At 61.6% G+C, this 22658-nt stretch carries 20 protein-coding genes; 15 read left to right on the top strand and 5 right to left on the bottom strand.

Features of this window, described 5'->3' with window-relative positions:
* Positions 1-4: 4 nt before the first annotated feature.
* Positions 5-1006 (bottom strand): phenylalanine--tRNA ligase subunit alpha, encoded by a 1002-nt coding sequence (gene pheS / locus SYN60AY4M2_RS11870; RefSeq protein WP_099813013.1) that lies wholly within the window; start codon positions 1004-1006, stop codon positions 5-7.
* Positions 1007-1157: 151 nt separating this feature from the next.
* Entirely contained in the window at positions 1158-1769 is a 612-nt protein-coding gene (locus tag SYN60AY4M2_RS11875) for a chromophore lyase CpcT/CpeT (RefSeq protein ID WP_041438454.1), read from the bottom strand.
* Between the two features lie 719 nt (positions 1770-2488).
* On the opposite strand from SYN60AY4M2_RS11875, the gene SYN60AY4M2_RS11880 reads away from it, so the two are divergent.
* The 6 genes from SYN60AY4M2_RS11880 to murJ all read left to right on the top strand — a co-directional run bounded on the left by SYN60AY4M2_RS11880 (position 2489) and on the right by murJ (position 8048).
* Positions 2489-3007 (top strand): phycocyanin subunit beta, encoded by a 519-nt coding sequence (locus SYN60AY4M2_RS11880; RefSeq protein ID WP_011430857.1) that lies wholly within the window; start codon positions 2489-2491, stop codon positions 3005-3007.
* Between the two features lie 187 nt (positions 3008-3194).
* Positions 3195-3677, top strand: a complete 483-nt coding sequence (locus SYN60AY4M2_RS11885) for a phycocyanin subunit alpha (RefSeq protein ID WP_011430856.1) — start codon at positions 3195-3197, stop codon at positions 3675-3677.
* Positions 3678-3951: 274 nt separating this feature from the next.
* On the top strand, positions 3952-4809 hold the full coding sequence (locus tag SYN60AY4M2_RS11890) for a phycobilisome rod-core linker polypeptide (RefSeq protein WP_011430855.1): 858 nt from the start codon (positions 3952-3954) through the stop codon (positions 4807-4809).
* A gap of 32 nt (positions 4810-4841) precedes the next feature.
* Positions 4842-5669, top strand: coding sequence for a HEAT repeat domain-containing protein (locus tag SYN60AY4M2_RS11895; RefSeq protein ID WP_099813014.1), 828 nt, complete (start codon positions 4842-4844; stop codon positions 5667-5669).
* Positions 5670-5882: 213 nt separating this feature from the next.
* Complete coding sequence (locus SYN60AY4M2_RS11900) at positions 5883-6248, top strand: DUF4278 domain-containing protein (RefSeq protein ID WP_011430853.1); 366 nt, start codon at positions 5883-5885, stop codon at positions 6246-6248.
* 165 nt (positions 6249-6413) lie between these two features.
* On the top strand, positions 6414-8048 hold the full coding sequence (gene murJ, locus SYN60AY4M2_RS11905; RefSeq protein WP_011430852.1) for a murein biosynthesis integral membrane protein MurJ: 1635 nt from the start codon (positions 6414-6416) through the stop codon (positions 8046-8048).
* A gap of 10 nt (positions 8049-8058) precedes the next feature.
* Here murJ and sigC read toward each other — a convergent pair whose 3' ends face one another.
* Positions 8059-9162 (bottom strand): RNA polymerase sigma factor SigC, encoded by a 1104-nt coding sequence (sigC, locus tag SYN60AY4M2_RS11910; protein ID WP_041439130.1) that lies wholly within the window; start codon positions 9160-9162, stop codon positions 8059-8061.
* Positions 9163-9618: 456 nt separating this feature from the next.
* On the opposite strand from sigC, the gene SYN60AY4M2_RS11915 reads away from it, so the two are divergent.
* Positions 9619-10275, top strand: coding sequence for a cofactor assembly of complex C subunit B (locus SYN60AY4M2_RS11915; RefSeq protein WP_099813015.1), 657 nt, complete (start codon positions 9619-9621; stop codon positions 10273-10275).
* A 2-nt stretch (positions 10276-10277) separates the two neighbouring features.
* Here the strand turns inward: SYN60AY4M2_RS11915 and mutS are convergent, their stop codons facing one another.
* Entirely contained in the window at positions 10278-12965 is a 2688-nt protein-coding gene (mutS, locus tag SYN60AY4M2_RS11920) for a DNA mismatch repair protein MutS (RefSeq protein ID WP_240527841.1), read from the bottom strand.
* Positions 12966-13174: 209 nt separating this feature from the next.
* On the opposite strand from mutS, the gene SYN60AY4M2_RS11925 reads away from it, so the two are divergent.
* The 6 genes from SYN60AY4M2_RS11925 to SYN60AY4M2_RS11950 all read left to right on the top strand — a co-directional run bounded on the left by SYN60AY4M2_RS11925 (position 13175) and on the right by SYN60AY4M2_RS11950 (position 21452).
* Positions 13175-14455, top strand: coding sequence for an RNA-guided endonuclease TnpB family protein (locus SYN60AY4M2_RS11925; protein WP_011430848.1), 1281 nt, complete (start codon positions 13175-13177; stop codon positions 14453-14455).
* Positions 14456-14846: 391 nt separating this feature from the next.
* Positions 14847-15890: an iron ABC transporter permease gene (locus SYN60AY4M2_RS11930; RefSeq protein WP_011430847.1), complete on the top strand. Its 1044-nt coding sequence runs from the start codon at positions 14847-14849 to the stop codon at positions 15888-15890.
* Positions 15887-16732, top strand: coding sequence for an ABC transporter ATP-binding protein (locus tag SYN60AY4M2_RS11935; RefSeq protein ID WP_011430846.1), 846 nt, complete (start codon positions 15887-15889; stop codon positions 16730-16732). The genes SYN60AY4M2_RS11930 and SYN60AY4M2_RS11935 overlap by 4 nt, the downstream gene beginning before the upstream one ends.
* A gap of 37 nt (positions 16733-16769) precedes the next feature.
* On the top strand, positions 16770-19190 hold the full coding sequence (locus SYN60AY4M2_RS11940; protein ID WP_099813016.1) for a TonB-dependent hemoglobin/transferrin/lactoferrin family receptor: 2421 nt from the start codon (positions 16770-16772) through the stop codon (positions 19188-19190).
* A gap of 40 nt (positions 19191-19230) precedes the next feature.
* On the top strand, positions 19231-20550 hold the full coding sequence (locus SYN60AY4M2_RS14685; RefSeq protein WP_011430844.1) for an energy transducer TonB: 1320 nt from the start codon (positions 19231-19233) through the stop codon (positions 20548-20550).
* 29 nt (positions 20551-20579) lie between these two features.
* Positions 20580-21452 (top strand): ABC transporter substrate-binding protein, encoded by an 873-nt coding sequence (locus SYN60AY4M2_RS11950; protein WP_099813017.1) that lies wholly within the window; start codon positions 20580-20582, stop codon positions 21450-21452.
* A gap of 54 nt (positions 21453-21506) precedes the next feature.
* Here SYN60AY4M2_RS11950 and SYN60AY4M2_RS11955 read toward each other — a convergent pair whose 3' ends face one another.
* A complete protein-coding gene (locus SYN60AY4M2_RS11955; RefSeq protein WP_099813018.1) occupies positions 21507-21890 on the bottom strand; it encodes a hypothetical protein in 384 nt (127 codons plus the stop codon).
* Between the two features lie 92 nt (positions 21891-21982).
* Here SYN60AY4M2_RS11955 and SYN60AY4M2_RS11960 point away from each other — a divergent pair, with 92 nt between their 5' ends.
* Positions 21983-22477, top strand: a complete 495-nt coding sequence (locus tag SYN60AY4M2_RS11960; protein ID WP_240527842.1) for a response regulator transcription factor — start codon at positions 21983-21985, stop codon at positions 22475-22477.
* A gap of 54 nt (positions 22478-22531) precedes the next feature.
* On the top strand, positions 22532-22658 hold a 127-nt coding region (locus SYN60AY4M2_RS11965), incomplete at its 3' end, for a MerR family DNA-binding transcriptional regulator (protein WP_143597327.1).

The raw sequence follows: 22658 nt of genomic DNA on the forward strand, positions 1-22658 counted from the left end.
CGCTCTAGAATTGCGACAGAAAGCGCAGGTCGCTGCTGTAGAACAGCCGGATATCCTGAACGCCGTGCAGGAGCATGGCCACCCGCTCGACACCGATCCCTGCCGCAAAGCCGGTGTAGCGCTCTGGGTCATAGCCAACTGCCTGAAACACATTGGGATCCACCATGCCGCAGCCAAAAATTTCCAGCCACTTGGAGCCAAAACGCACATCCATCTCGGCAGAAGGCTCCGTGAACGGAAAATAGCTGGGCCGGAAGCGGGTTTCTCGCTGGCCCAACAGGCGAGTGACAAACTCCTTGAGGGTGCCCTTCAGGTCGCAAAAGGTGAGGTTCTGGCCCACCGCCAAGATTTCCATTTGGTGAAACACAGCCGAGTGGGTGGCATCGACACTGTCGCGGCGCATCACTCGCCCGGCATGCACAATGCGCAGGGGCGGCTGGTGTTGCTCCATATAACGCACCTGCACCGAAGAGGTTTGGGTGCGCATCAGATAGCCCTTTTCCAAATAGAGGGTATCCTGCATGTCCCGCGCCGGGTGGTCGGCGGGGGTGTTGAGGGCCTCGAAGTTGTAGTACTCTGTCTCGATCTCCGGGCCGTGGACCACCGTGTAGCCCATCCCCACAAAGATATCGAGCATGCGGTCGATGGTGGCCTGCAAAGGGTGAATCCGCCCTAGAGGCCGGCGCGGCCCCGGCATAGTGACGTCCAGCCGCTCCGCCTCCAGGCGAGCCTGGAGCTGAGCTTCGGCCAGGGCCCGTTTGCGCTCATCCAGCCTAGATTGCAGGGCCTCTTTGAAGGTGTTGGCCAAAGCGCCAATGGCAGGCCGTTCTTCCGGGGGCAGCTTCCCCATGCCCCCCAAGATCTTGGAGAGCTTCCCCTTCTTGCCCAGATAGTCGATGCGGATCTGCTCCAAGGCGTCCAGATCGGCGGCCTGCGCCACCTGGGCAAGCGCCTCACCTTGGAGGGTGAGAAGCTGTTGGCGAAGCGTGTCTCGTTCGTCTTGCATGGGGAAAGTTCATTCGCACATTCGCGTCAGCGTTGCCGAGCAGCCGGCAGACAAGGATCCCTATTGGACATGTAGCGGGCCGCAGTTGCTTTCTCCCAAAGTATCATCTTTCACCGACGGCGCCGAGATTGGCAAGGGATTCTCTTCCCACCTACTGCAGCAGCTCCGCCTGCCAATCGACAACCTTGCGAAAGCGAAAAGGGCCGGCCACAGCTCCCCACACCTGGCGGTGGGTAACCGGATCCATGCCGCGATCGTGGCTGCAAAACTCGTTCTCGCTCAGGTGCAAGGTGGTCTGCAAATAGGTGGTTTGACCGTTGCGCACCACGCAACAGCGGCAACCCGGCTCCGTCACGCCGACAAAAAGGGATCCCTGCCTCTTCACCTGCACATCACACCCCGGCAGGTAGGCCAGATCGGCAGCGCTCAGTTGGCTGAGTTGCTCCGCCCTCCCCCGAGCACACCCCCGCCACCGCTGCGGCTGCAGAGGACGGTAGTTGCGGATCACGATCCCGTCCCCCACTTGAGTGAGTTCCACCACTGCCTGACGATAGGGCTCCTCCAAATGGCCGCTGTAAGCCTGCTCCACATAAAAGCCGATTCCCCCCAGCACAGCAGTTGGCAAGGGGCGATAGGCCACCCGGATCGAGGCAAAAAAAGGTGGGTTCTCCCAGGCTTGCTCTTGGTTGCTGAAGTCTCCCGCCAGCCAACGTGCCATCTGCAACAGCTCAGGGGAAGAGGTGGACTCCAACCAGTTCGACATAACCACGCATCCAGAAATACCGTAGGGACTTATACCGAAAATCCCAGGCGGTCGATGAAAACCTGCTCAGATTTTCCCCTAACCTCTGCTCTGCCGAGGAGGTTCCACAAATGTTAAATTATGTATCCTTTATGAGAAGGTTTGCGTGGATACTGAAGCAGGCTTGCCTCTTGGCCGAAAGCCACAATCACGGTTTATATTTTTCTTCATGTCGTAAAGCTGTGTAAAGTAACGTTTTTTTCTGTAAAAACTAAGGCCCTGAAGGATGGAGAGAAGAGGGCGGGATTGCCCGTCTGGATGAGGATCCAAGACTTTTTGCGGCAAGTAAAGTCCCTTTACATTTTTTGATTCAATCGCTCCCTGTCCTCGCGATAGAAAAAGACTGGAAACAAGGCGAGCCAGATTTTCCTCATCTGTCCAGTTCAGGTTGTCGGCAGTGGAGGATCTTTAAGAAGCGGGATCCGTTGACATGTGTCGGCAAGCGGCTTCGCCTGCGAGGCCGTTTGACTGGAGGTGGGTCGAGGATTAGCTTGCCCATCTTGTTTCTACGGGCTTTGATCCCGTGGGCAGGTCTGTTGGGACAAGGAGCTGTGCCAACGGTGCCGGTCGGCATCAGGGATCGGGGCATTGCTGCATTCCTGGCTGGCGGGAGCTTCCACTTCCGCGGCAGGGAGTGACGATTCATAACCTCTTTTGCTTTCGCTAGGAGATTTAAAGCCATGAACGATGTATTTGGCAAAGTTGTTGCGCAAGCTGATTCCAAAGGCGCTTTCTTGGGAGAAAACGAGTTTGCGGCTCTGCAGCAGGTGATTGCCGAGGGGAACAAGCGCTTGGACGCCGTGAACCGCCTCACCAGCAACGCTTCTAAAATTGTGACCGATGCCATCCGTCAGTTGTTTGCCGAGGAGCCCAATTTGAACGCTCCCGGCGGCCCTGCTTATCCCAGCCGCAACGTGGCCGCCTGTATGCGGGATATGGATATCATCCTCCGCTACATCACCTATGCGGTGGCAGCCGCTGACCCCAGCGTGCTGGACGAGCGCTGCTTGAACGGCTTGCGGGAAACCTATCAGGCGCTGGGCACCCCTGGCAGCTCTGTGGCCAACGGCATTCAAAAAATGAAAAAAGCTGCGGTGGCGGTGGTGAGCGATCCCAACGGCATCACCCGGGGTGATTGCAGCGCTTTGATCGCCGAAATCGAGTCCTACTTCGATCGCGCCGCTGCTGCCGTGGTCTGATAGGGCCGGAATCTCCATCGCTTTGCCTGGAACAGTCGGATCCTAGGGTGAAGGCCGCCGTGGAGTTCAACTCGGGTTGGCCTGGGATCCCTGAGAAGACAACCTTTTTTGCAGTCATTTTGCAGTTAAGCCGCTTTTGCAGTGTTGGATTTTTGCGTTGAGCTTAAGTAAAGGAGCGTTTTGAATCATGCAAACCCCTATTGTCGATGCCATTGCTACCGCGGATAGCCAGGGGCGCTATCTGAGCAACAGCGAGTTGCAGGCCATCAACGGCCGTTTTCAGCGGGCTGCCGCCAGCATGGAAGCTGCCCGTGTCCTGAGCAGCCGTGCCGAAGAGCTGGTGCGCGGCGCCACCGAGGCCGTCTATGCCAAGTTCCCCTATACCACTCAGCCTGGGGGACAATGCCACACCCAAGCGGGCAAAGACAAGTGCGCCCGCGACGTGCGCCACTACCTGCGCTACATCACCTACTGCTTGGTAGCCGGTGGCACCGGCCCGTTGGACGAGTATCAGTTGGCCGGGATCCGCGAGATCAACGCCGCTTTTGAACTCTCCCCCAGTTGGTTTATCGAAGCGCTACGCTACATCAAAGCCAACCATGGCCTGACGGGGCAAGCGGCCACCGAAGCCAACACCTACATCGACTACGCCATCAACGCGCTCAGCTAGGTTCTGCAGCTTGGGATCCCCCAAAAAGGTGGCCAGCCCGGCGCTTGAGGGGGATAGCGAAGAAAGGTTGTCGAGGGCAACGGTGGCGAGAAAGGGATCCCTTTGGCCGGTTGGGTCTGAGGATCTCTCCCCCAGAGGGAAAAGCGCCGCTGTTGCTCTCGCTTCAACCCCATATTTGTGCTGCTGAGGGTTGTTGAGTTGAGAGGTGAACCCAAGCAGCCTTTTCAAGCTTTTTTCAAAGTTAATCCAGCCAGTTTCATCATGAGGAATTAACATGAGTGGAATCACAGCGGCAAGCCGAATGGGGATCCGGGGCATTACAGAGACGACTCCCTTAGAATTGCGCCCTAATGCCAGCCAGGATCAGCTCAATGCGATCCTGCGGGCCATCTATCGCCAGGTGCTGGGCAACGATCACCTGTTTGGCGCAGACAGGAAGGAGCTGGCCAGTGCGGAATCGCTGCTACGGCGGGGCAGCCTGACGGTGCGGGAGTTTGTGCGCTTAATCGCCAAGTCCGAAGCCTACAAGAGGCGGTTTTTGTACCCTAACTCCCAGACCCGCGCCATCGAGCTCAACTTCAAGCACCTGCTGGGGCGAGCTCCCACCAGCCCTAAGGATATTGCCCGACACCTGGACATCTACCACGCTGGGGGCCACAGCGCGGAGATCGATTCCTACATCGACAGCCCAGAATACCTGGAAGCCTTTGGCGACAACATCGTCCCCTATCCGCGCGGGTTTGAATATCGCAAGGCCCATACCACCCGCGACTTCACCAACCTTTTTGCCCTCTACGGGGGCTACGCCAACAACGACCGTTCCCAGGGGCGCAGGCCGCGCTTGATGGTACCCCTCGCCACCGGCTTTACCCCGGCCATCCGCCGCATCGGGGTGCGGGGGCTGCTGCCCCCCAGCCCCATTACCAAACACTTGGGGCCGCCAACGGGCCAGTCCGATCGCATGTTCTGCATTGAGGTGACGCGGCTGCTTAACCCGCCCTCGGCCCTGGCCACCTCCAGCCGGGTGCGCAAATCCAACCAGCAGATCTTTGTCTCTGCCGATCAGCTCTCGGCGACGATGCAGCGGCTGCTCAAGTCGGGCGCCAAGATCGTCAGCGTCCGCAGCGCTTGAGGCCTCTGCAGGCGCTCTGGCCTGTTGATGCTATGACCACGGCTGTTCCTTCAGATCTCCCTCCGGCCGCCGACCTCACCCCCGCTGGCCAGATCGCCAAGCTGCGCCATGGGGATCCGGGGGAACGTTACTACGCGGCTTGGTGGCTGGGGCGCATGCGCATCCCCGAAGGGATCCCGGCCCTGATCGAAGCCTTGGCCGATGAGACAGATCGCACCACGCAGGGGGGATATCCGCTGCGGCGCAACGCCGCCCGTGCCCTGGGCAAGGTGGCCTCCCCTGCTGGGATCCCGGCTCTGAAAGAGGCTTTACGCTGCTCCGATGGCCAAGTGGTGGCAGCAGCAGCCCAGGCGCTGGTGGAGATCGCCCTAGCCAATAATCTGGATCGGGATCCCAGGCAAGCCGAAGAGCTGGGAGTGGCGTTGCTCGAAGGGCTGCGCTGGGTGGAGCAGGGTCTGCAGACAGAAGCGCCTGCCGCCTTGGAGGCTTTGATCGAGGCGCTTGGACAGTTGCAGGTGGCTGCCGCCCTGGGGCAGATCCGCCCTTACCTAGAGCACCCCTCAATTCGCCTCCAATGCGCGGCAGCGCGGGCCTGTTACCGGCTGACAGGGGATCCCACTTTTGTCCAACCGCTACTGTCGGTGTTGAGCCACCCCAACATCCATCTGCGGCGGGCTGCCCTGCTGGATCTGGGGGCCAGCGGCTATCTGCCGGCGGCCCAAGCCATGGCAGCGGCAGCGGTGGAGGCCAATATCAAGCTGCTCGCCCTCAAGCAGTTGGTGGAGCTGAACCTCAGACGGGGAAAAGAGGCCGGCACCGACCTGCACCAGGTGCTACGGCTAATCGACGAGCTGCTCTAATTCTCTGGATAGGGAGACGACCTCGACCCAAAGTTGACACCCAACTGCTTATTTTGTTAATTTCGATACAGAATAAAATTGGGTTTTACCCTCTGAGCTGCGCCGAGGAAGCCGAAGCTGTTGTCTAACGGCTCTCAACAAGCTGGCTCAGGGGCGTCGCTTTCTTCCTCAGCTCTTTAAAGATCGCCGCAGTCTATTTGGGGGAGTCTTCCTATGCAACTGACCTACCGGGGCATTGCCCACGACTTTGTCCCTTCTGCCCCCGCAACCTGCCAGCGGCAGGAGGTGCCAACGCGCTACCGGGGCCTGGCGTGGAGCTGGCCAGCCCAATCGGCGGTTGTGTCGCTGCCACAGTTTTCTGCCTTGAGGTATCGAGGCCTTGTCCTCAATCCGGCGGCGAAGGCAGCGAGCAGGGTGCCGGCGGCTATTTCCCCGCGCAAGGACTTTATAACCTTGGTCGAAGAAACCCATCGGCAAAACCTGCTGCGGCGACTACAAGAGCGCATTCGCGCTGCCCAGGCCCGCGGCGACGAGCATCTGTTGCGGCAACTGGAGCAGGAGCGACAACTGCTGGCCTGAGCTCTGCCTTGCCCTCCCTCCAGAGGTCGGGAGAATCCGGGATAATGGTGCTGCCCTATGCCGAAGCGAGGGGGGTAGCGGCTGTGAGCCTGTGGGTGAATCCTGGGAAGATTAGGGCATCCCGACAGTTGCCCATTGCCAAGGCGGCGGTGGGGAGCTAGGGGTATGAAAGAGTCTGCCCCGCGAATCCCATCCGCCGCGTCTTCTCCACCCCGTTCCTTGCTCTCGGTAGCAGGGCTGGTGGCAGGGGCCACGCTGCTCAGCAAGGGCATGGGGTTTATCCGTCAGGCCCTAATCGCGGCAGTCTACGGCTCGGGGACAGAGTACAGCGCCTTTAGCATAGCCTATGTCCTGCCTGGCTTTTTGTTGATCTTGCTGGGCGGGATCAACGGCCCCTTTCACAGCGCCATCGTCAGCGTGCTCAAAAAGCAGCAGCCGGGAAGAGAGGATCCGGCCCGTTGGCTAGAGTCCATTTCTACCTTGGTGGGCTGCCTGCTCTTAGCGGTGACGTTGGGCCTCTGGTGGGGAGCCGACTGGGTGGTGCGCCTGAGCGCACCAGGGGCCAGCCCCGAAGTGCATGCTCTTGCCGCCGAGCAGTTGCGGATCATGGCGCCGCTGGCCTTGCTCTCGGGCTGGATTGGCATTGGCTTTGGGGCGCTGAATGCGGCCGAGCACTACCTCTTGCCCGCCCTTAGCCCGTTGATCTCCAGCTTGTCAGTCATTGGGATCCTGCTCGCGTTGGGATGGACGGGGATCCCGACGTTGCTGGCCTGGGGGGTGCTCATCGGGGCCATCGCCCAGTGGTTGGCGCAGGTGCCGCTGCAGCAGCGGCTGGGGCTGGGGCGGCTGCGGCTGCGCTTTGAGTGGGGATCCCCGCCGGTGCGGGCGGTGGGCCTGCTGCTGTTGCCGGCGGTGATCTCCTCCGGCATGATCCACATCAATGTCTATGTGGATCTCTTTTTTGCCTCCTTCGTGCCCGGGGATCGCACCATCGGCAACTTGGGCTATGCCCAGCTTTTGGTGCAAACCCCCCTGGGGATCCTCTCCAACATGGTGCTGGTGCCCCTGATGCCTCTCTACGCCCAGCTGGCGGGGGATGGATCCCGCTGGCCGGAGCTGCGCCAGCGTATCCGCCAAGGGCTGATGGTGACGGCCATCCTCACCCTGCCCCTGGCGATGGTGCTGGTGGCCCTGGCCGAACCTATCGTTCAAGTAGCCTACCAGCGCGGTCGCTTTACGCCGGAGGTGACCCAGGAGGTGGCGGCCCTGCTGATGGCTTATGGGCTGGGGATGACCTGTTACCTGCTGCGGGATGTGCTGGTGCGTATCTTCTACGCCCTGGAGGATGGGGCTACGCCCCTGCACATCAGCGGCCTGGCCATCGGCCTCAATGCCCTGCTGGACTTCCTGTTTTTGCCAACCTTTGGAGCACCGGGCATTGCCTTGGCCACGGCAGGCGTTAACCTGATGGCTCTGATTGGGCTGGGGATCCGCCTCCACCAGCGCTTGCCGGAGATCCCCTGGCAGGAGATGGGGCAGGCCCTGCTGCCGTTGCTGGGGATCACCGCCTTGGCCGGGGGCCTCAGCCATTGGCTGTGGACGCAACTGCGCTCCCACGAGATTCTCGGCTCTTCTCTAATCACCGCCGCCCTCTGGGCCGGTCTGGCCGCCGGCATCGGTCTCAGCTTGTTTGCGGCAGGGGCCCTGTATCTGCGGATCCCGGAAGTGAACTGGCTGGCAGCCCAGATCCAGACGCGCCTGAGCAAGATTGCCAGCCAGCGATCTCCATCCAGATCCTAGGCAGGCCCGACTAGCTGATGGCTTCGAGGTAGTCTCGCACTCGGTTGCGCCGCTTCGGCTGCCGCAGCTTTTGCAGGGCTTTGGCCTCGATTTGCCGTACCCGCTCCCGCGACAGATCCAAGGCGCGGCCAATTTCCGCCAGCGAGTAGGTGCGCCCATCCCCCAACCCAAAGCGCATGCGGATCACATCCCGCTCGCGGCTGGTGAGATCTGCCAGCAACTGCTGTAGATCGCGATGCAGGGCCTCCCGCATCATCGTCTCTTCGGGGGAGATGTCGTCGGTTTCCAGCAGATCCCCCAGCTCAGTGTCCTTGTCTTTGCCCACCTTGGTTTCCAGAGAAACCGAGCGCGGCACCCGCACCAGCAGCTCCCTGACCTGGGGCACCGTCATCTCCAGCTCGGAAGCAATATCCTCAATGGTGGGGGTACGGCCTTTCTCCTGGGAAAGCTTGCGCTGGGCTTTTTTGATCTTGTTCAGCTTCTCGGTGATGTGAACGGGCAAGCGGATAGTGCGGCTCTGGGTGGCGATGGCGCGGGTGATGCCCTGCCGGATCCACCAGTAGGCGTAGGTGCTGAAGCGATAGCCCTTCTTGGGATCGAACTTCTCCACCGCTCGCTCCAGGCCCAGCGTGCCCTCTTGGATCAAGTCCAGCAGCTCCAGGCCGCGATTTTGATATTTTTTCGCCACCGACACCACCAGGCGCAGGTTAGCTTTGATCATGTGCTCTTTGGCGCGCTTGCCAATTCGCTGGATCTGCTGTAGCTTCTCGGGGGTGAGGTTGGCCCATTCGGGGTACTGGTTGGCCCTAGCTGCCCACTCGGCCAGAGTTGGCTCCCGTCCCAACTCTTTCTGCAGGCGCAGGCGCACATCCAAAAGCTTCATGTAGTCTTGGACTCTTTGGGCCAGAGCCACCTCCTCATCGCGACCCAGGAGGGGAACACGACCGATCTCCTGCAAATAAAGGCGCACCAGATCGGTGGAGCGGCGAGCTGGCTCCTCTTCTGCAAACTCGCTCTCGGCCAGATCTACCTCTGCTTCCTCAGCGGGATCGAGGAGATCGCCATCCAACAAAATGTCGTTGAGCTCAGGTTCGTAGTTAGACATGTAAGGTATTGCTGAAACAGCGACAGAGGCAGGCAAACCAAAAGGGCAGGACTGGGAGGAAATCTCTAAGGCTGGTGTCTCCCTGGAGCGGTTGCTTTGCGCCGTCATCGCTCGAGTGGGGCAGGCACCCTCCTCCTCAACCCTCGCTGCAGAGCTCTGCCCTCTTAAAGGAGGCTACCCTGGAAAGGGAGAGAGACAAGAGTCAGTAAAGCAGAAGCCTCTTATCATAACTTAATTATTATTATAGTTGCACTTCCCAGCCGAGAGGCACGAGATCCGGCGTAGCCTCCCCTCCTCTTGAACTGCCACTGAGGTTGCTGAAAAGCGCACTGCCCTCCGAGGGGTTTTTTGCCCATGCGAGCTACAAAGCGATAGAGGTGGCAACTCGGTTTTTCTTTGGAGGAGGGGGCGGCCAGCTCCTCTGAGAAGTCTAAACTGGTCAGCAGGCGTGTAAACTAGCATTCCATGAACTGCTTTCTTGCCAAGTCTCCTTCTTTCTGGTCAGGAGAGAAAGCCCCGATCGCAGTTGCGCCGCCCATCAACTTTGGCTCTCTATCCGAGGCACGTGCGGCAGTAGCCGCCTCTTCTTCCTTGCAAGGGGAGACAATTTCAACGCTACTGCTTACGGTCTTGCTGGCCATCGGCCTGTTCTTTTTTCTGCGAGCCTCTGGCAAAGACCGCGTCGAAGCTCGTCTCTATTTTAGCAGTCGCAACCTGGAAGAAATGGGATCCCTTCTCCGAAAGCACCTGGAGGGGCGCGCCTATCGCTTGCAATCTGCTGACCCGGAGGGGATCGCCACCTTTGTGGGTCAGGCGCGGGCCAGTGTGGGGTTGGCTGTTTTTTTGACGGGGCTGGCGGGGGCAGGGCTGGCCTGTTTGGCCCTGGTGCTGCAGATGCTGCAGCCGGCTTGGGGAGCCTGGCCTTGGACGCTGCTGCTGGCCTCTCCTTGGGCGGGCTGGTACTACTGGCGGCGCAGCCACCGCCCGCAGCAGATCCGCCTGAAGCTGCAAGAGGCCGCTCCGCCCCCCGGATCCCACCTCTGGGTGGAGGGGCAGCGGGAGGAGCTGGAGGTGCTGGCCGCCACCTTGGGGCTGGAAGAACGGGATCCGGAGCGAGGATAGACCTAGAGCTCCTCGGGGTAGAGGGAGGTCGGGATCAGGGATAGTTGATCCCCAGCCTTGGCATCGCAGTCGGGTATCCCGCGGGAATTGGATTCTTGCTTGAACCGTTTCTTGGGGTTGTTTGAAGAAGGGCGGCTTTTCCCTTGGCTGTGCAGGCCGAGGCCGATGCGGCTGTGTTGTTCCACTAGGGCCAGCACCTGCTTGGCCCGCTCGATCACCGGCTGGGGCAGGCCGGCCATGCGCCCTACCTCGATGCCGTAGGAGCGGTCGGCCCCCCCGGGCTGCACCTGGTGCAGGAAGATGATGCGATCCGGCAGCTCTTTCACCACCACCTGGAAGTTGGCCACGTTGGGCAGCAGGGTTTCCAGTTGGTTGAGCTCGTGGTAGTGGGTGGCAAAGATCGTGCGGGCGCGCACCTGGGTGGCCAGGTACTCGGCTACGGCCCAGGCGATAGAAAGGCCGTCGAAGGTGGCGGTGCCGCGGCCAATCTCGTCCAGAAGCACCAGGGAGCGCTCGCCGGCGTGGTTGAGGATGTTGGCCGTCTCGTTCATCTCCACCATGAAGGTGGACTGTCCCGTGGCCAGGTCATCGACGGCGCCGATGCGGGTAAACACGCGGTCGCACAGGCCCAGCTCCGCCCGCCGCGCCGGGACAAAGCTGCCCATCTGGGCCAGGATCTGGATCAGCCCAATCTGCCGCAAGTAGGTGGACTTGCCGGACATGTTGGGGCCGGTGAGGACGATGAGATCCGGGCCGTGGGGGGATCCCAGACGCACCGAGTTGGGGACAAATAGGCCCTGGGGCAAAGACTTCTCCACCACCGGATGGCGCCCCTCTTCGATGATCAGGCGGCGATCGGCGGTGATCACGGGACGGGTGTAGCCCTGCTGCACGGCCACCTCGGCCAGGCCAAAGAGAGCATCGACAGCAGCCAGGGTCTGGGCCACCTGGCGGATGGCGGCAGCTTGGGATCCCGCCTCCTGGCGCAGTTGTACAAACAGCTCGTACTCCCGCTGGTTGATCTCGGTTTGGGCGGTGAGGATGCGGGCCTCTTTTTCTTTGAGCTCAGGGGTGATGAAGCGCTCTTCGTTGGTTAGCGTCTGCTTGCGGATGTACTCCTTGGGCACCTGCTGGGCCTTGGCGCGGCTGATGCTGAGGTAATAGCCAAAGGCCTTGTTGAAGCCCACTTTGAGGGTGGGGATGCCGGTGCGCTCGCGCTCGGTTTTCTCCAACTGGGCAATCCAGTGGCGGTCTTGCTCCACCTGCTGCCGCAGCCTGTCCAGCTCGGCATCTACCCCAGGCCGGATCAACCCCCCTTCGGTGAGCACAGGGGGCGGCGAGGGCAGGAGGGTGTGCTCGATGCGGCGGCCCAGGTCAACCAGAGCGGGATCCACCTGTTGTAGGCTCTGCAGGAGGGGGGTTTGGGCTTCGGCCACCAGCTCGGCCAACTGGGGCAGTTTGCCCAAAGAGGATCCCAGGGCCACCAGCTCGCGCGGGTTGGCGGTGCCGGAGGCGACGCGGTTGGCCAGCCGCTCCAGGTCGTAGAGAGAGTCCAGCAGGGATCCCAGGCGGGTGCGCAGGGAGGGGCTTTCCAAGAGCTCCTGGATGGTGTCCTGGCGGAGGCGGATTTGCCCTGGATCTCGCAAAGGCTGCAACAGCCAGCGGCGTAGGGTGCGTCCCCCCATGGCGGTGCGGCTGCGATCCAGCACCCAGAGCAGGGATCCGACAAAGGCCCCCTCGCGGATGGTCTGGGTCAGCTCCAGGTTGCGACGGGTTTGGGTGTCCAATATCAGGTAGTCGGTGAGCTGGTAGGTGCGGGGCGGGCGCAGGAGCGGATGGCCCCCCTGAGGGGAAGGCTGCACCAGGTTTTTTTGAGTTTCTTCCAGGTAGTGGAGCAATCCTCCCGCCGCCCGAATGGCCAGGGGCAGCCCCTCGCAGCCCAAGCCCTCCAAGGAGCGCAGGCCGTAGGTCTGCAGCAGGTTTTCCCGCGCCGTGGCCAGCTCAAAGGGTTCGGCTGGCCGCAGGGTATAGGTGTACTGGCCGGGCAGGCCCAGGGGGGCTTGGGGATCCCCGGGCCGCATCAGGCCCAGGCCCAGCCCCTCTTCGGTGGGCAGCAGGATCTCCGCCGGCTGCAGCCGCGCCAGCTCCTGTTCTAGCTGCTCTTGCCCCTCGCCCTGGCAGACCCAGAACTCGCCGGTGGAAATGTCGGCATAGGCCAGGCCCCAGACCGTTTGCTTGGAGCCTCTCAGGCGGACAATGGCCGCCAGGTAGTTATTTTGCCGCGCCTGCAGCAGCTCCTCTTCGATGACGGTGCCGGGTGTGATCACCCGCGTCACTTCCCGCCGCACCAGGCCTTTGGCCTGATCCGCCGGCTCCATCTGGTCGCAGACGGCCAGGGCGTAGCCTTTGGCCACCAACTGGGCGGCATAGCGGTCGAAGGCGTGGTAAGGGATCCCGCACATGGGCACCCGGCCAATGGCCCCTGCCTCTCGCCCGGTGAGCACCAGCTCCAGCTCCCGCGACACCAGTTGCGCGTCCTGGAAAAACATCTCGTAGAAATCCCCCAGGCGGTAGAGCAGAATGGCGTGCGGGTATTGCCGCTTCAGCTCCACGTAGTGCTGCATCATGGGGGTGAGCAGGGCGGGATCCACCTGCAGGGCATCCCAAGTGGTCTCAGCAGAAGAAGCCATGGCACCAATGCTTGCAAGAGGGGGCCAAATTCAGGGTCCATCCAACCCAAGCTAACCGGCTTGGGCCATTCTATTTGATTTGAGATCTTCCCCCCTCTCCCTCCGGAAGAGAGGAGATTACCAAGCGGCGCCATAAAGCCCCGCCCTTTAGGTCAGGGATATAAGGCGCAGATTGTTTTATCTGATAAGACCCAGAATAAAATAGATTCATGTTAGTCAGGGAAGCCAAACTCCTCAACGGGACGCCAAAGCAGTATCAAGCTTTGGACGAAGCCATCCGCACCGCACAGTTTGTGCGCAACAAATGCCTGCGCCATTGGATGGACAATCGGGGGGTAGGGAAGAAGCATCTGTATGCTTTCTGCAAAGACTTGGCGAAGGAGTTCCCATTTGCGAATAAGCTCAACTCTGCTGCTCGGCAGGCGAGTGCGGAGCGAGCATGGCTATCGATTTCCAACTTCTACAGACGGTGCAAGCAGGGCGAAAAGAAGAAAGGCTATCCCCAGTTCAAGAAGCATTGCCGGTCTGTGGAATACAAGCAATCGGGCTGGAAGTTATCTGATGATGGCCTGTCTATCACCTTCACGGACGGGTTTGGAGCAGGGACCTTTGCGCTGTACTGCAATGGAGAAGCAAGACAGGATATCCTGAGCTCCAAAATCAACCGTGTGCGGGTGATCCGAAGAGCAGATGGGTACTATGCCCAGTTCTGTCTGGATGTAGACCGCAAGGAGCAAGGACAATACACAGGCAATGTTATCGGTATTGATCTTGGGCTCAAGCATTTCTACACCGACCAGAACGGCAATACCGTGAATTGCCCGAAGTTTTTGCGCCGCAGCGAGAAGCGGCTAAAAAGGCATCAACGCAAGTTGAGCAGGATGTTCGCAAAAGGGAGAAAACCGCAATCAAACAACTACCACAAACAGAAGAACCGAGTAGGTAGGATTGACCTCAAAGTCCAGCGCCAGCGTAGAGACTGGGCGATTAAGCTAGCCCGGTGCGTAGTGATGTCTAACGACATCGTGGTGTATGAGGACTTGCCGGTGAAGAACTTGGTCAAAAATCGTCATCTTGCCAAATCGATCCAAGATGCTAGCTGGTCGCTATTCACTCACTGGCTAGACTACTACGGCAAGGTGTGGGGCAAGGCAATCGTAGCAGTGCCGCCTCAATACACCACGCAGGATTGTAGTGGTTGTGGGCATAGAGTGGTTAAGACTCTGTCTACGCGAACTCATATTTGCCCCAAGTGTCTGCTTGTGCTGGATAGGGATCAGAATGCAGCTCTGAATATCCTGAAGAAGGGGCTAAGCCTTTTGGGGCTCAGCATCTTTAAGTTAAGCGTCTTAGGGTTGAAATGGCAAAACGGTACCTTAGGGCATAAGGGAACCGCTGCCCCCCGCCCCCCTGTGTCCCCCCGTATACGGGGGGATGTAGGGGGGCCTGGGGGTCGGGAACGCTTGGGGAGAGATGCACCGCTGCTGTAGAGGGGCAACCCGATACGGTAAGTGCGCCCGTAGAACCAAGAACAAGAATCCCCTGCCTTTAGGTAGGGGAGTATGTCAAGGACTTCCCATTCCACGGCTGCTGGGAATGACCCTACCCGGGGCAGTCGGATCCCTGGCAGGTTAGGCCTGAGTAGGTTGGGTGTTGCCCGATCTCACGCCAAAGGGTTGGCACTCAAGGGGGGGACGCGGGCAGAAGCTTATTAGAACTGACTTGCAATAACCCAGAAAGCCTGTTATTCTGGCAGCTACGTCTTTATTGAATCTAAGTCTCAACAAGCTGGAAAGCTTGGCGGGGTTGGGCTCGCTGCTCTGGCGAGCCGGTCGGAGCTGTCTTGCGGCTCTCCCCCTCTCAAAAGTCCTGAGGTTTGCGATGTTGGCCAATCAAGGGCGTCTGTCATCAGGAGTTGACTCGGAGACACGCTGGGGGCAGGCCAGGCGGATCCTCTCGCCGGTCGGCTTGGCGGTTTTGCTACTGAGTGTCATCCTCTTGCTGCTTTGGATCTCGATTGCCTTGGGATCCGTTCCCATGACTTTTGCGGAGCTGTGGCAGGCCCTGTGGGGGCAAGGGGATCCAGTCCGGCAGACCATTGTCTGGCAGTTGCGGCTGCCGCGGGCACTTTTGGCCCAGTTGCTGGGGGCGGCCTTGGGGATGGCGGGGGCCCTGCTGCAGGGGATGTTGGGCAATGGGCTGGCGGATCCCTACCTGCTGGGCATCTCGGCGGGGGCGGGCCTGGCGGCGGTGGGGCTGCTCACCTGGGGGGAGTGGACGGCTTGGGTGCCCTTGGCGGCTTGGGTGGGCGGGGTGCTGACCACGGTGTTGGTGTATGGCCTGGCGCGCACCCGCTCCGGGCTGGCGGTGGAGCGGCTGATCTTGGCGGGGGTGGCCGTCAGCGCGCTCTTTGGGGCCATTAGCTCCACCTTGTTGTTGATGGCCGATGAGCGGGTGCAGGTGGCCCTGACGTGGTTGATCGGCAGCCTGAGCGGGCGGGGCTGGCCGGAGGTGCGGGTGGCCGGGGTGTACATCCTGGTCGGGCTGGGGCTGGGCTGGGCGCAGGCGCGGGCTTTGAACCTGCTGGGCCTGGGAGAAGAGATGGCGGTGAGCTTGGGGATCCCGTTGGCGCGGACGCGGGTGGCCATCGGCCTGGTGGCAGCTTTGTTGGCGGCGGCAGCCGTCAGCGTGGGGGGGTTGATCGGCTTTGTGGGGTTGGTGGTGCCCCACATGGTGCGCCAGGGGGTGGGATCGGATCACCGCTGGCTGTTGCCCCTTTCGGCCCTCGGGGGGGCAGCTCTGTTGAGCGGCGCCGATCTCCTCACCCGGCTGGGGGCTGTGGAGCTGCCGGTGGGGATCGTCACGGCGTTGATGGGGGCGCCGTTTTTCGGCTGGCTGCTGCGGCAGCAGGGGGCAGAGCGATGAGGGAGGGCCGGCCAATTTTGCAGGCCGAGGGGCTGAGCGGGGGCTATGGCTCGCGGCAGGTGATCCATCAGGTGAGCTTCAGCCTGCAGGCGGGGGAATGGCTGAGCATTGTCGGCCCCAATGGCTCCGGCAAATCGACGTTGCTGCGGCTGCTGAGCCGAGTGTTGATCCCGCAGGCGGGGCGTGTGTACCTGAACGGTTGGGATCTGCACACCCAGCTCAGCCCGCAACAGGTGGCCCGGCAGTTGGCCCTTTTGCCCCAGCAGCCGCGGATCCCGGCAGGGCTGACGGTGTGGCAATTGGTGAGCTTGGGGCGTTCTCCTCACCAGCCCTGGTGGGTGTGGCAGTTGCCGCGGGCAGATCGGCAGCGGGTGGAATGGGCGCTGGCGCAGACGGGACTGGGATCCCTGGCCCTGAGGCGGGTGGAGACGCTCTCCGGCGGCGAGCGGCAGCGGGCTTTCCTGGCGCTGGCCCTGGTGCAGGAGCCGCAGGTGCTGCTGTTGGACGAGCCCACCACGTTTTTGGATCTGCGCCACCAACTGGAGCTGCTGGAGCTGTTGCGACGGCTGCAGCAGGAGCAAGGGCTGACGGTGATTACCGTGCTGCACGACCTGAACCTGGCCATTCGCTACAGCCGGCGGGTGGCCCTGCTGGGATCCGGCCAGTTGCAGGCCCTGGGATCCCCGCAGGCGGTCTTGACCCCCAGCAGGGTGCAGGAGGTGTTTGGCCTGGAGGTGGAGTGGATGCCAACGCCGGTGGGGCCGCAGCTTTGCCCCCTGCGCAGCGCAGACCCAGCAAGGCCCCTCTGGCTGGGAGGAAAGGGTGTTGAGGCGAAGGTTTGACTTGGTTTTTTGTGGGTTTTTGGGAGAGTGAAACGTTATGCGAGTAACCGGTTGGGGCTGGAAGGCGGTGAGCTTGGGGCTGGGCCTGGGGCTGAGTTGGGGATCCCTGGCCCAGGCGCAACCCGCGGCTCGGATCCCTGAGACTCCTTTGCTGGCCCAGGCCACCCCTCGGGGAGCCACCACCATCCAGGAGCAGATTCGCGAGCTAGAAGCCCAGATCGAAGCTGCCCGCCGGCGGGGGGATCAGGCGGAGGTGGAGCGGCTGCAAGCGGATCTGCAAGTGCTGCGGCAGGGCACCCCCGTCTTCAACCTGCAGCAGGTTACGGTCACCGGCACCCGCACCGAGCGCACCCTGGCCGACTCCCCGGCCACCATCACCGTCATCGACCGGGAGCGCCTGCGGCAGGAGCTTATCCAGAACATCCAGGATCTGGTGCGCTACGAGCCGGGGGTGAGCGTGCGGCGAAATGTCCGCTATGGCCTGCAGGACTTCAACATCCGCGGCCTCGACGCCAACCGGGTGCTGATCCAGGTGGACGGGATCCGGCAGCCGGAGCGGTTTTCCTTCGGCCCCTTCAACATCGGGCGGGACACCTTTGAGCTGGAGACCCTGAAGACGGTGGAGATCATCCGCGGCCCCGCTTCCACCCTCTACGGCAGCGATGCCTTGGGGGGCGTGGTAACCTACACTACTCTAGACCCGGCGGATCTGCTGGGGGAACGGGACAGCCATGTGGGCCTCTCCAGCCAGTACGACAGCAAAAACCAAGGCTTTGTCAACACCCTCAGCTTGGCGGGCCGGCAGGGGAACTTGGAAGCCCTGCTCATCTACACCCGCCGCGACGCCAGGGAGCCGGATATCAAAGCGGATCCCAGCTTTAAAGATCGACAAACGGTGGATGGGGACAACGTTTTGGCCAAGCTGGTTTACCGCTTCAGCCCCTTGGAAAGCCTCACCCTGACCGGCGAGTACTTCAACAGCCGCACCACCACCACGTTCTCGCGGCGCAACCTGGATCCCGGCATCAGCTTATTTAGGGAAACCATCGACACCGAGCGCAGCCGCCTCAGTTTGGAGTATCGCTACGCCAACCCTGAGAATCCCGCTTTTGAGTTGGCCACCGCCCAGATTTACTACCAGCCCGCCCGCACCCGCGAGCCCAGCGTGGAAGAGCGCACCATCACCGTGCAGGGCCGACCCGTACCTGTGCGGCGAGATACCTTCAACGAGCTGGTCAGCAACATTTTAGGAGCCAGCCTGCAGGCCCAAAGCCGCTTCCAAACCGGGGATCTCTCCCACCGCCTGGTGTATGGCATGGAGATTTCCACCACCCGCAACGAACGACCCCGCAACCGTTTTCAGACCAACCTGCAAACCGGAGCGGTAACCCAAAACATTCCCCCAGACACCTTTCCCACCAAAGATTTTCCCGACTCGGACACCGTCCGTTTTGGGCTGTATGTGCAGGATGAGATCGATTTCGGCGGCGGCAACTTGACGTTGATCCCCGGCATCCGCTACGACACCTACAACCTCACCCCCAGTCCCGATGAAGCTTTCCTCAAAAGTGGGTCAGAAGCGGCCAGCCTCTTTGCCGATGCCGTTTCCCCCAAGCTGGGCCTGGTGTGGAGGATAAACCCCAACCTTACCTTTACGGCCCAGTACAACACCGGCTTTCGGGCCCCCCAATACAACGAGATCAACAGCGGCTTCACCAACTTGGTCAGCCCCTTCTTTCGCTATCGCACCCTCTCCAACCCCGACTTGCGCCCGGAAACCAGCCAGGGTTTTGAAGTGGGTTTGCGAGGGATCTACCCGCAGGCCAGCTTCAGTTTGGCCGCCTACTACAACACCTACAACGACTTTATCGAGGCGTTCCGGCGGGTGGGATCTGAGCCCTCGCCCCCCGGCCCCCCCGGCAGCCCGCCGCCCCCGCCGGTCATCCTCTTCCAGAGCCAAAACGTCAGCCGCGCCCGCATCTACGGCGTGGAAGCGACAGGGCAATATTTCTTCAGCCCCGACCTAACCGGCTGGAGCCTAAACGGCAGCTTTGCCTGGGCGGTGGGGGACAATCTTACAGAAAACAAGCCCCTGCTTTCGATTGAGCCGCTGACGGCGGTGCTGGGGCTGCACTACGACGATCCCAGCCAGGTGTGGGGGGCGAGGCTGGTGGCCACGCTGGTGGCGGATCCGCGGGATCCGCAGCGGGAGGTGGTGCAAACCAACCCCAACGCTCCCCCGCAGATTCCCTTTGTGCCCAGCGGCTATACGGTGGTGGATCTGCTGGGCTACTACAACCTGGACGACAACTGGCAGCTCAATTTCGGGGTGTTCAACCTCTTCGACGAGAAGTATTTTCTCTACTCCGAGACCCGCACCCTCTTTGTCGGCCCTGAGGTGGAGCGGCGGGCTCAGCCGGGGCGCCATGTGGCCCTCAGCTTCTCCAGCCGCTTCTAGGACTCCCCGCCAGCCGTGCCCATCGAGATAGCCCCGAGCCATGCTCGCCGAACCCCCCACTCACACCAACCGGGGATCCGCTTCTTCGGGGAGGGGATCCCACCCTCGGCTTTTGTGGCGCCTGCAGATGGGGTATTGGCAGCAGGCAGGCATGGCCTACGGGGTGGGTCTGGCCTGGCTGGAGCTGGGGCTGTGGGCAATGGGGCGGCGCCAAAGATCTGGAGGACTGCGTTGGATCGGCTGGGGGGAGAAGCTACTTAGGGAGGCGCTGCTGGCGGGCTATTGCTCCCTTGCCCTCTCAGTTGCCTGCGCCTCGCTGGAGGATCTCCCTGAGTTGCCTGGGCAAAGTCGGGAGCCCCGCCCGCTGCGCTGGGAGACTTTGCTCTCGCTGCTTCTGCATCTGCTGGGGCTGCTGGGATGGGTTGGGTGGGGATTTCGACCTCTGCTGGAGCCCGAAGTGCGGATCCCGGTCACGCTGTGGCTGGAGGATCCGCTGCCGCCGCAGCTTGCGGCAGAGGCAGATTCGGCCTTGCCCAAGCCGGCAGGGGAGCCGAGCGACCCGGCCCCGGAATCACCTCCCGCGGATAACCCACCCCCACCGGCTCCTGCGCCTCAGGAGAGAGTAGAGACCACTGCCGTTCCCAAGTCTGAGCTGGCTTTGCAAACGCCGCCCCCCACCCCTACGCCTGTTCCCACAGCAAAGCCGGAGCCGACCCCTCCACCCACGCCGATGGCCGCACCAACCCCTCCTCCGCCCTCCCCAACACCGACGGTCACCCCCTCACCACAGCAGCCCCCTCCAACTCCGGTGGCTACCCCCACGGCTGCACCTGTGGCCGACAGGCCGCCCCCCGTGGCTGCTACGAGCGCTCCCATTCCCCGCTTCACCCCCCTCATCCAAGGGATCCGTTCGGGTGGCGGGGGCACTGCTTCCCCCGGCGGGAGCGAGGGATCTGGATCCAGCGCTCCTGGGACGGGTGGCCTCGGTGGATCCCAAGCGCAGGGTTCTGCGCCGACAGCGGCAGAAGGGGCCGGGGAGGCATCCTCCCCCACCTCCTCGCCCGCAGCAGTGGCTGCCAGGCCGGACATCCTGGCCCGCCCCATCCCGGGGCGCAACCCGCCGCCGCAGTACCCTCCCCAAGCCCGCCGCCTCAACCAGCAGGGGCAAGTGCTGTTGCGGGTCAAGGTGGATGCCCAAGGGCAGGTGCAGCAGGTGGAAATTGTCTCTTCCAGCGGCTTCCCGGCCCTGGACAGGGCCGCACAAGAGGCGGTGCAACGCTGGCAATTTAGCCCCGCCTTGAGGAACAACACCCCGATTGAGTCGTGGGTAACGGTGCCGATTCAGTTCACCCTCAATTGACTGTTTTGGAACTGTTTTGGAGATCGTCCATGCCGTCTTGTCTTTCTCGCCGTCAACTCCTTGTCTTGGGCCTGGCCAGCCTGGGGGTTTGGGGAATGGGTCGCTTGGCCCGCGCCCAAAGCCAGATCCCGCCAGCTCCGGTTCGGCGAGTGGCCAGCCTCACCACCTTGACAGCCGATATTCTCTATCGCCTGGCTCCGGACAAGCTGGTGGGGATCCCGTCCGGGCGCTTGTTGGAGGCGGATCCCCGCTTTCAGGGCATAACTCGGCTGGGGCTGGGCAACCAACCTAACCTGGAGCAAATCGTGGCCCTGCAACCGGACTGGGTGGTGGGGGCCAGTGGCTTTCACACGGCTTTGGCAGAACGATTGCAGGCATTGGGGATCCCCACCTATCTCACGCAGGTGGACAGTTGGGCTGCCCTGGAAGCAACCATCGCCACTCTGGCTGCTGCCTTGGGGGCGGATCCGGATCCCTTGCTGCGGGAGTACGGATCGCTTTTGCCCCAGGAGCTGCCCCCAGTTCGCCCCAAAACCCTGCTTTTGGTGGGCACCCAGCCGATTCTCTCTCCCAACCGGCAAAGCTGGGCCGGGGATCTGCTGGAGCGCTTTGGCGCCGATAACCTGACGGCTGCCCTGCAAAGCCAAGGGCAATTTCGCGGCTATGTCACCCTTGCGGCAGAGCGCATCCTGGAAGCCAACCCCGAGGTTTTGTTGGTGGTCAACCCGGAGGCGGCGGATCCCTTGGCCTTTTTCCGTTCCCGCCCCTTTTGGAATCAACTGCAAGCTGTTCAAACCCAGAGGGTCTATGGATTTGACTACTACGGCTTGGTCAACCCCGGCACCCTGGAGAAGATTAGAGCGGCCTGCGAGCAGTTGGCCCGGATTTTTTCGGAGGGCTGACCCAAGGGAACGCGGGAGATAGCCTTCCTGTTTGAAATATCTTGAAATATCTTTCTAGTCCAAGCTGTAGCGGGTGAGGCGCTGCACCTGGTCGGGGGTGAGGCCCAGCTCTTGGGCAATCTGGGCGGCCACCCGATCCGGATCCAGCTCCGGAAATTCAAATTCCAGCTTGCGCAGGTGGGGATTGGTGGTAGTCACCTCCACCTTGGTGTAGCCACGGGAGCGGCGGATCTCCGCCTGAATGGAAAGAATATCCAGAGCCAAGGTGGCTTGTTGCTGGCTGCGAATCGCCAAAGGTTGCTCTAGCCGGCGAGGACGGCTCAGCGCTTGGCCCGTCACCCACTCTCCCCCCGCCACAAAAAGAAGCCCTGCCAAGGGCAGCACCAGCCAAAAATCAAACCCCAGATCTTGCCACCGATGGATTTTGGGCCACCCCACCGTTGTTCTCTCCCTTGCAGAGGGCTATTTCCGTGATCCATCCTAGCCTGGGCAGTGGGAACTGGCCGTCTTGGTCAACGGCGCACAGGACGATGCGAATTTTGCTGGTGGAGGACGACCCGGAACAGTTGGAGCCTTTACAGGCTGCCCTGTCCAAGTGCGGCCACGTGGTTGACTGTGCCAAGGAAGGGGAGATGGCTGCCTGGCTGATGGAGGAGAAAGCCTATGATCTCCTGATTTTGGATTGGATGCTGCCGGGGCCAAGCGGGATCCAGCTCTGTCGGCAATACCGCCAATCGGGGGGATGTGCGCCGGTGCTGATGTTAACTGCCAAAGACGCAACATCGGATGTGGTGCAGGGGTTGGATGCGGGGGCGGACGACTATTTGGTCAAGCCGGTGGATCTGGTGGAGCTGCTGGCACGGGTGCGGGCTCTGGGACGCCGTTCCCCCCAATGGCAAGGAGACAGCCTCAGCCTGGGATCCCTGCAGTTGCACCTGGCCAGCCTGACCCTGGAGCGGCAGGGGCGGCAAGTGCAGCTTTCGGGCAAAGAGTTTCAGTTGATGGAGCATGACTCTAGTCAATGATATGCTGGACTATACTGAAAATAATGCACAATATGTTCAGTATGGCTGCTTGGTATGGCTAGGTATGTAAAACCGAGAGAAGCGGCGGATTATTTTGGGGTGTGTCTCCACACCTTGAGGCGATGGGAACAGAAGGGCTGGATCCATGCAGTACGTACACCATCTGGTAGAGCGAGAAGGT

Source organism: Synechococcus sp. 60AY4M2, assembly GCF_002760375.1.
Taxonomy (GTDB): domain Bacteria; phylum Cyanobacteriota; class Cyanobacteriia; order Thermostichales; family Thermostichaceae; genus Thermostichus.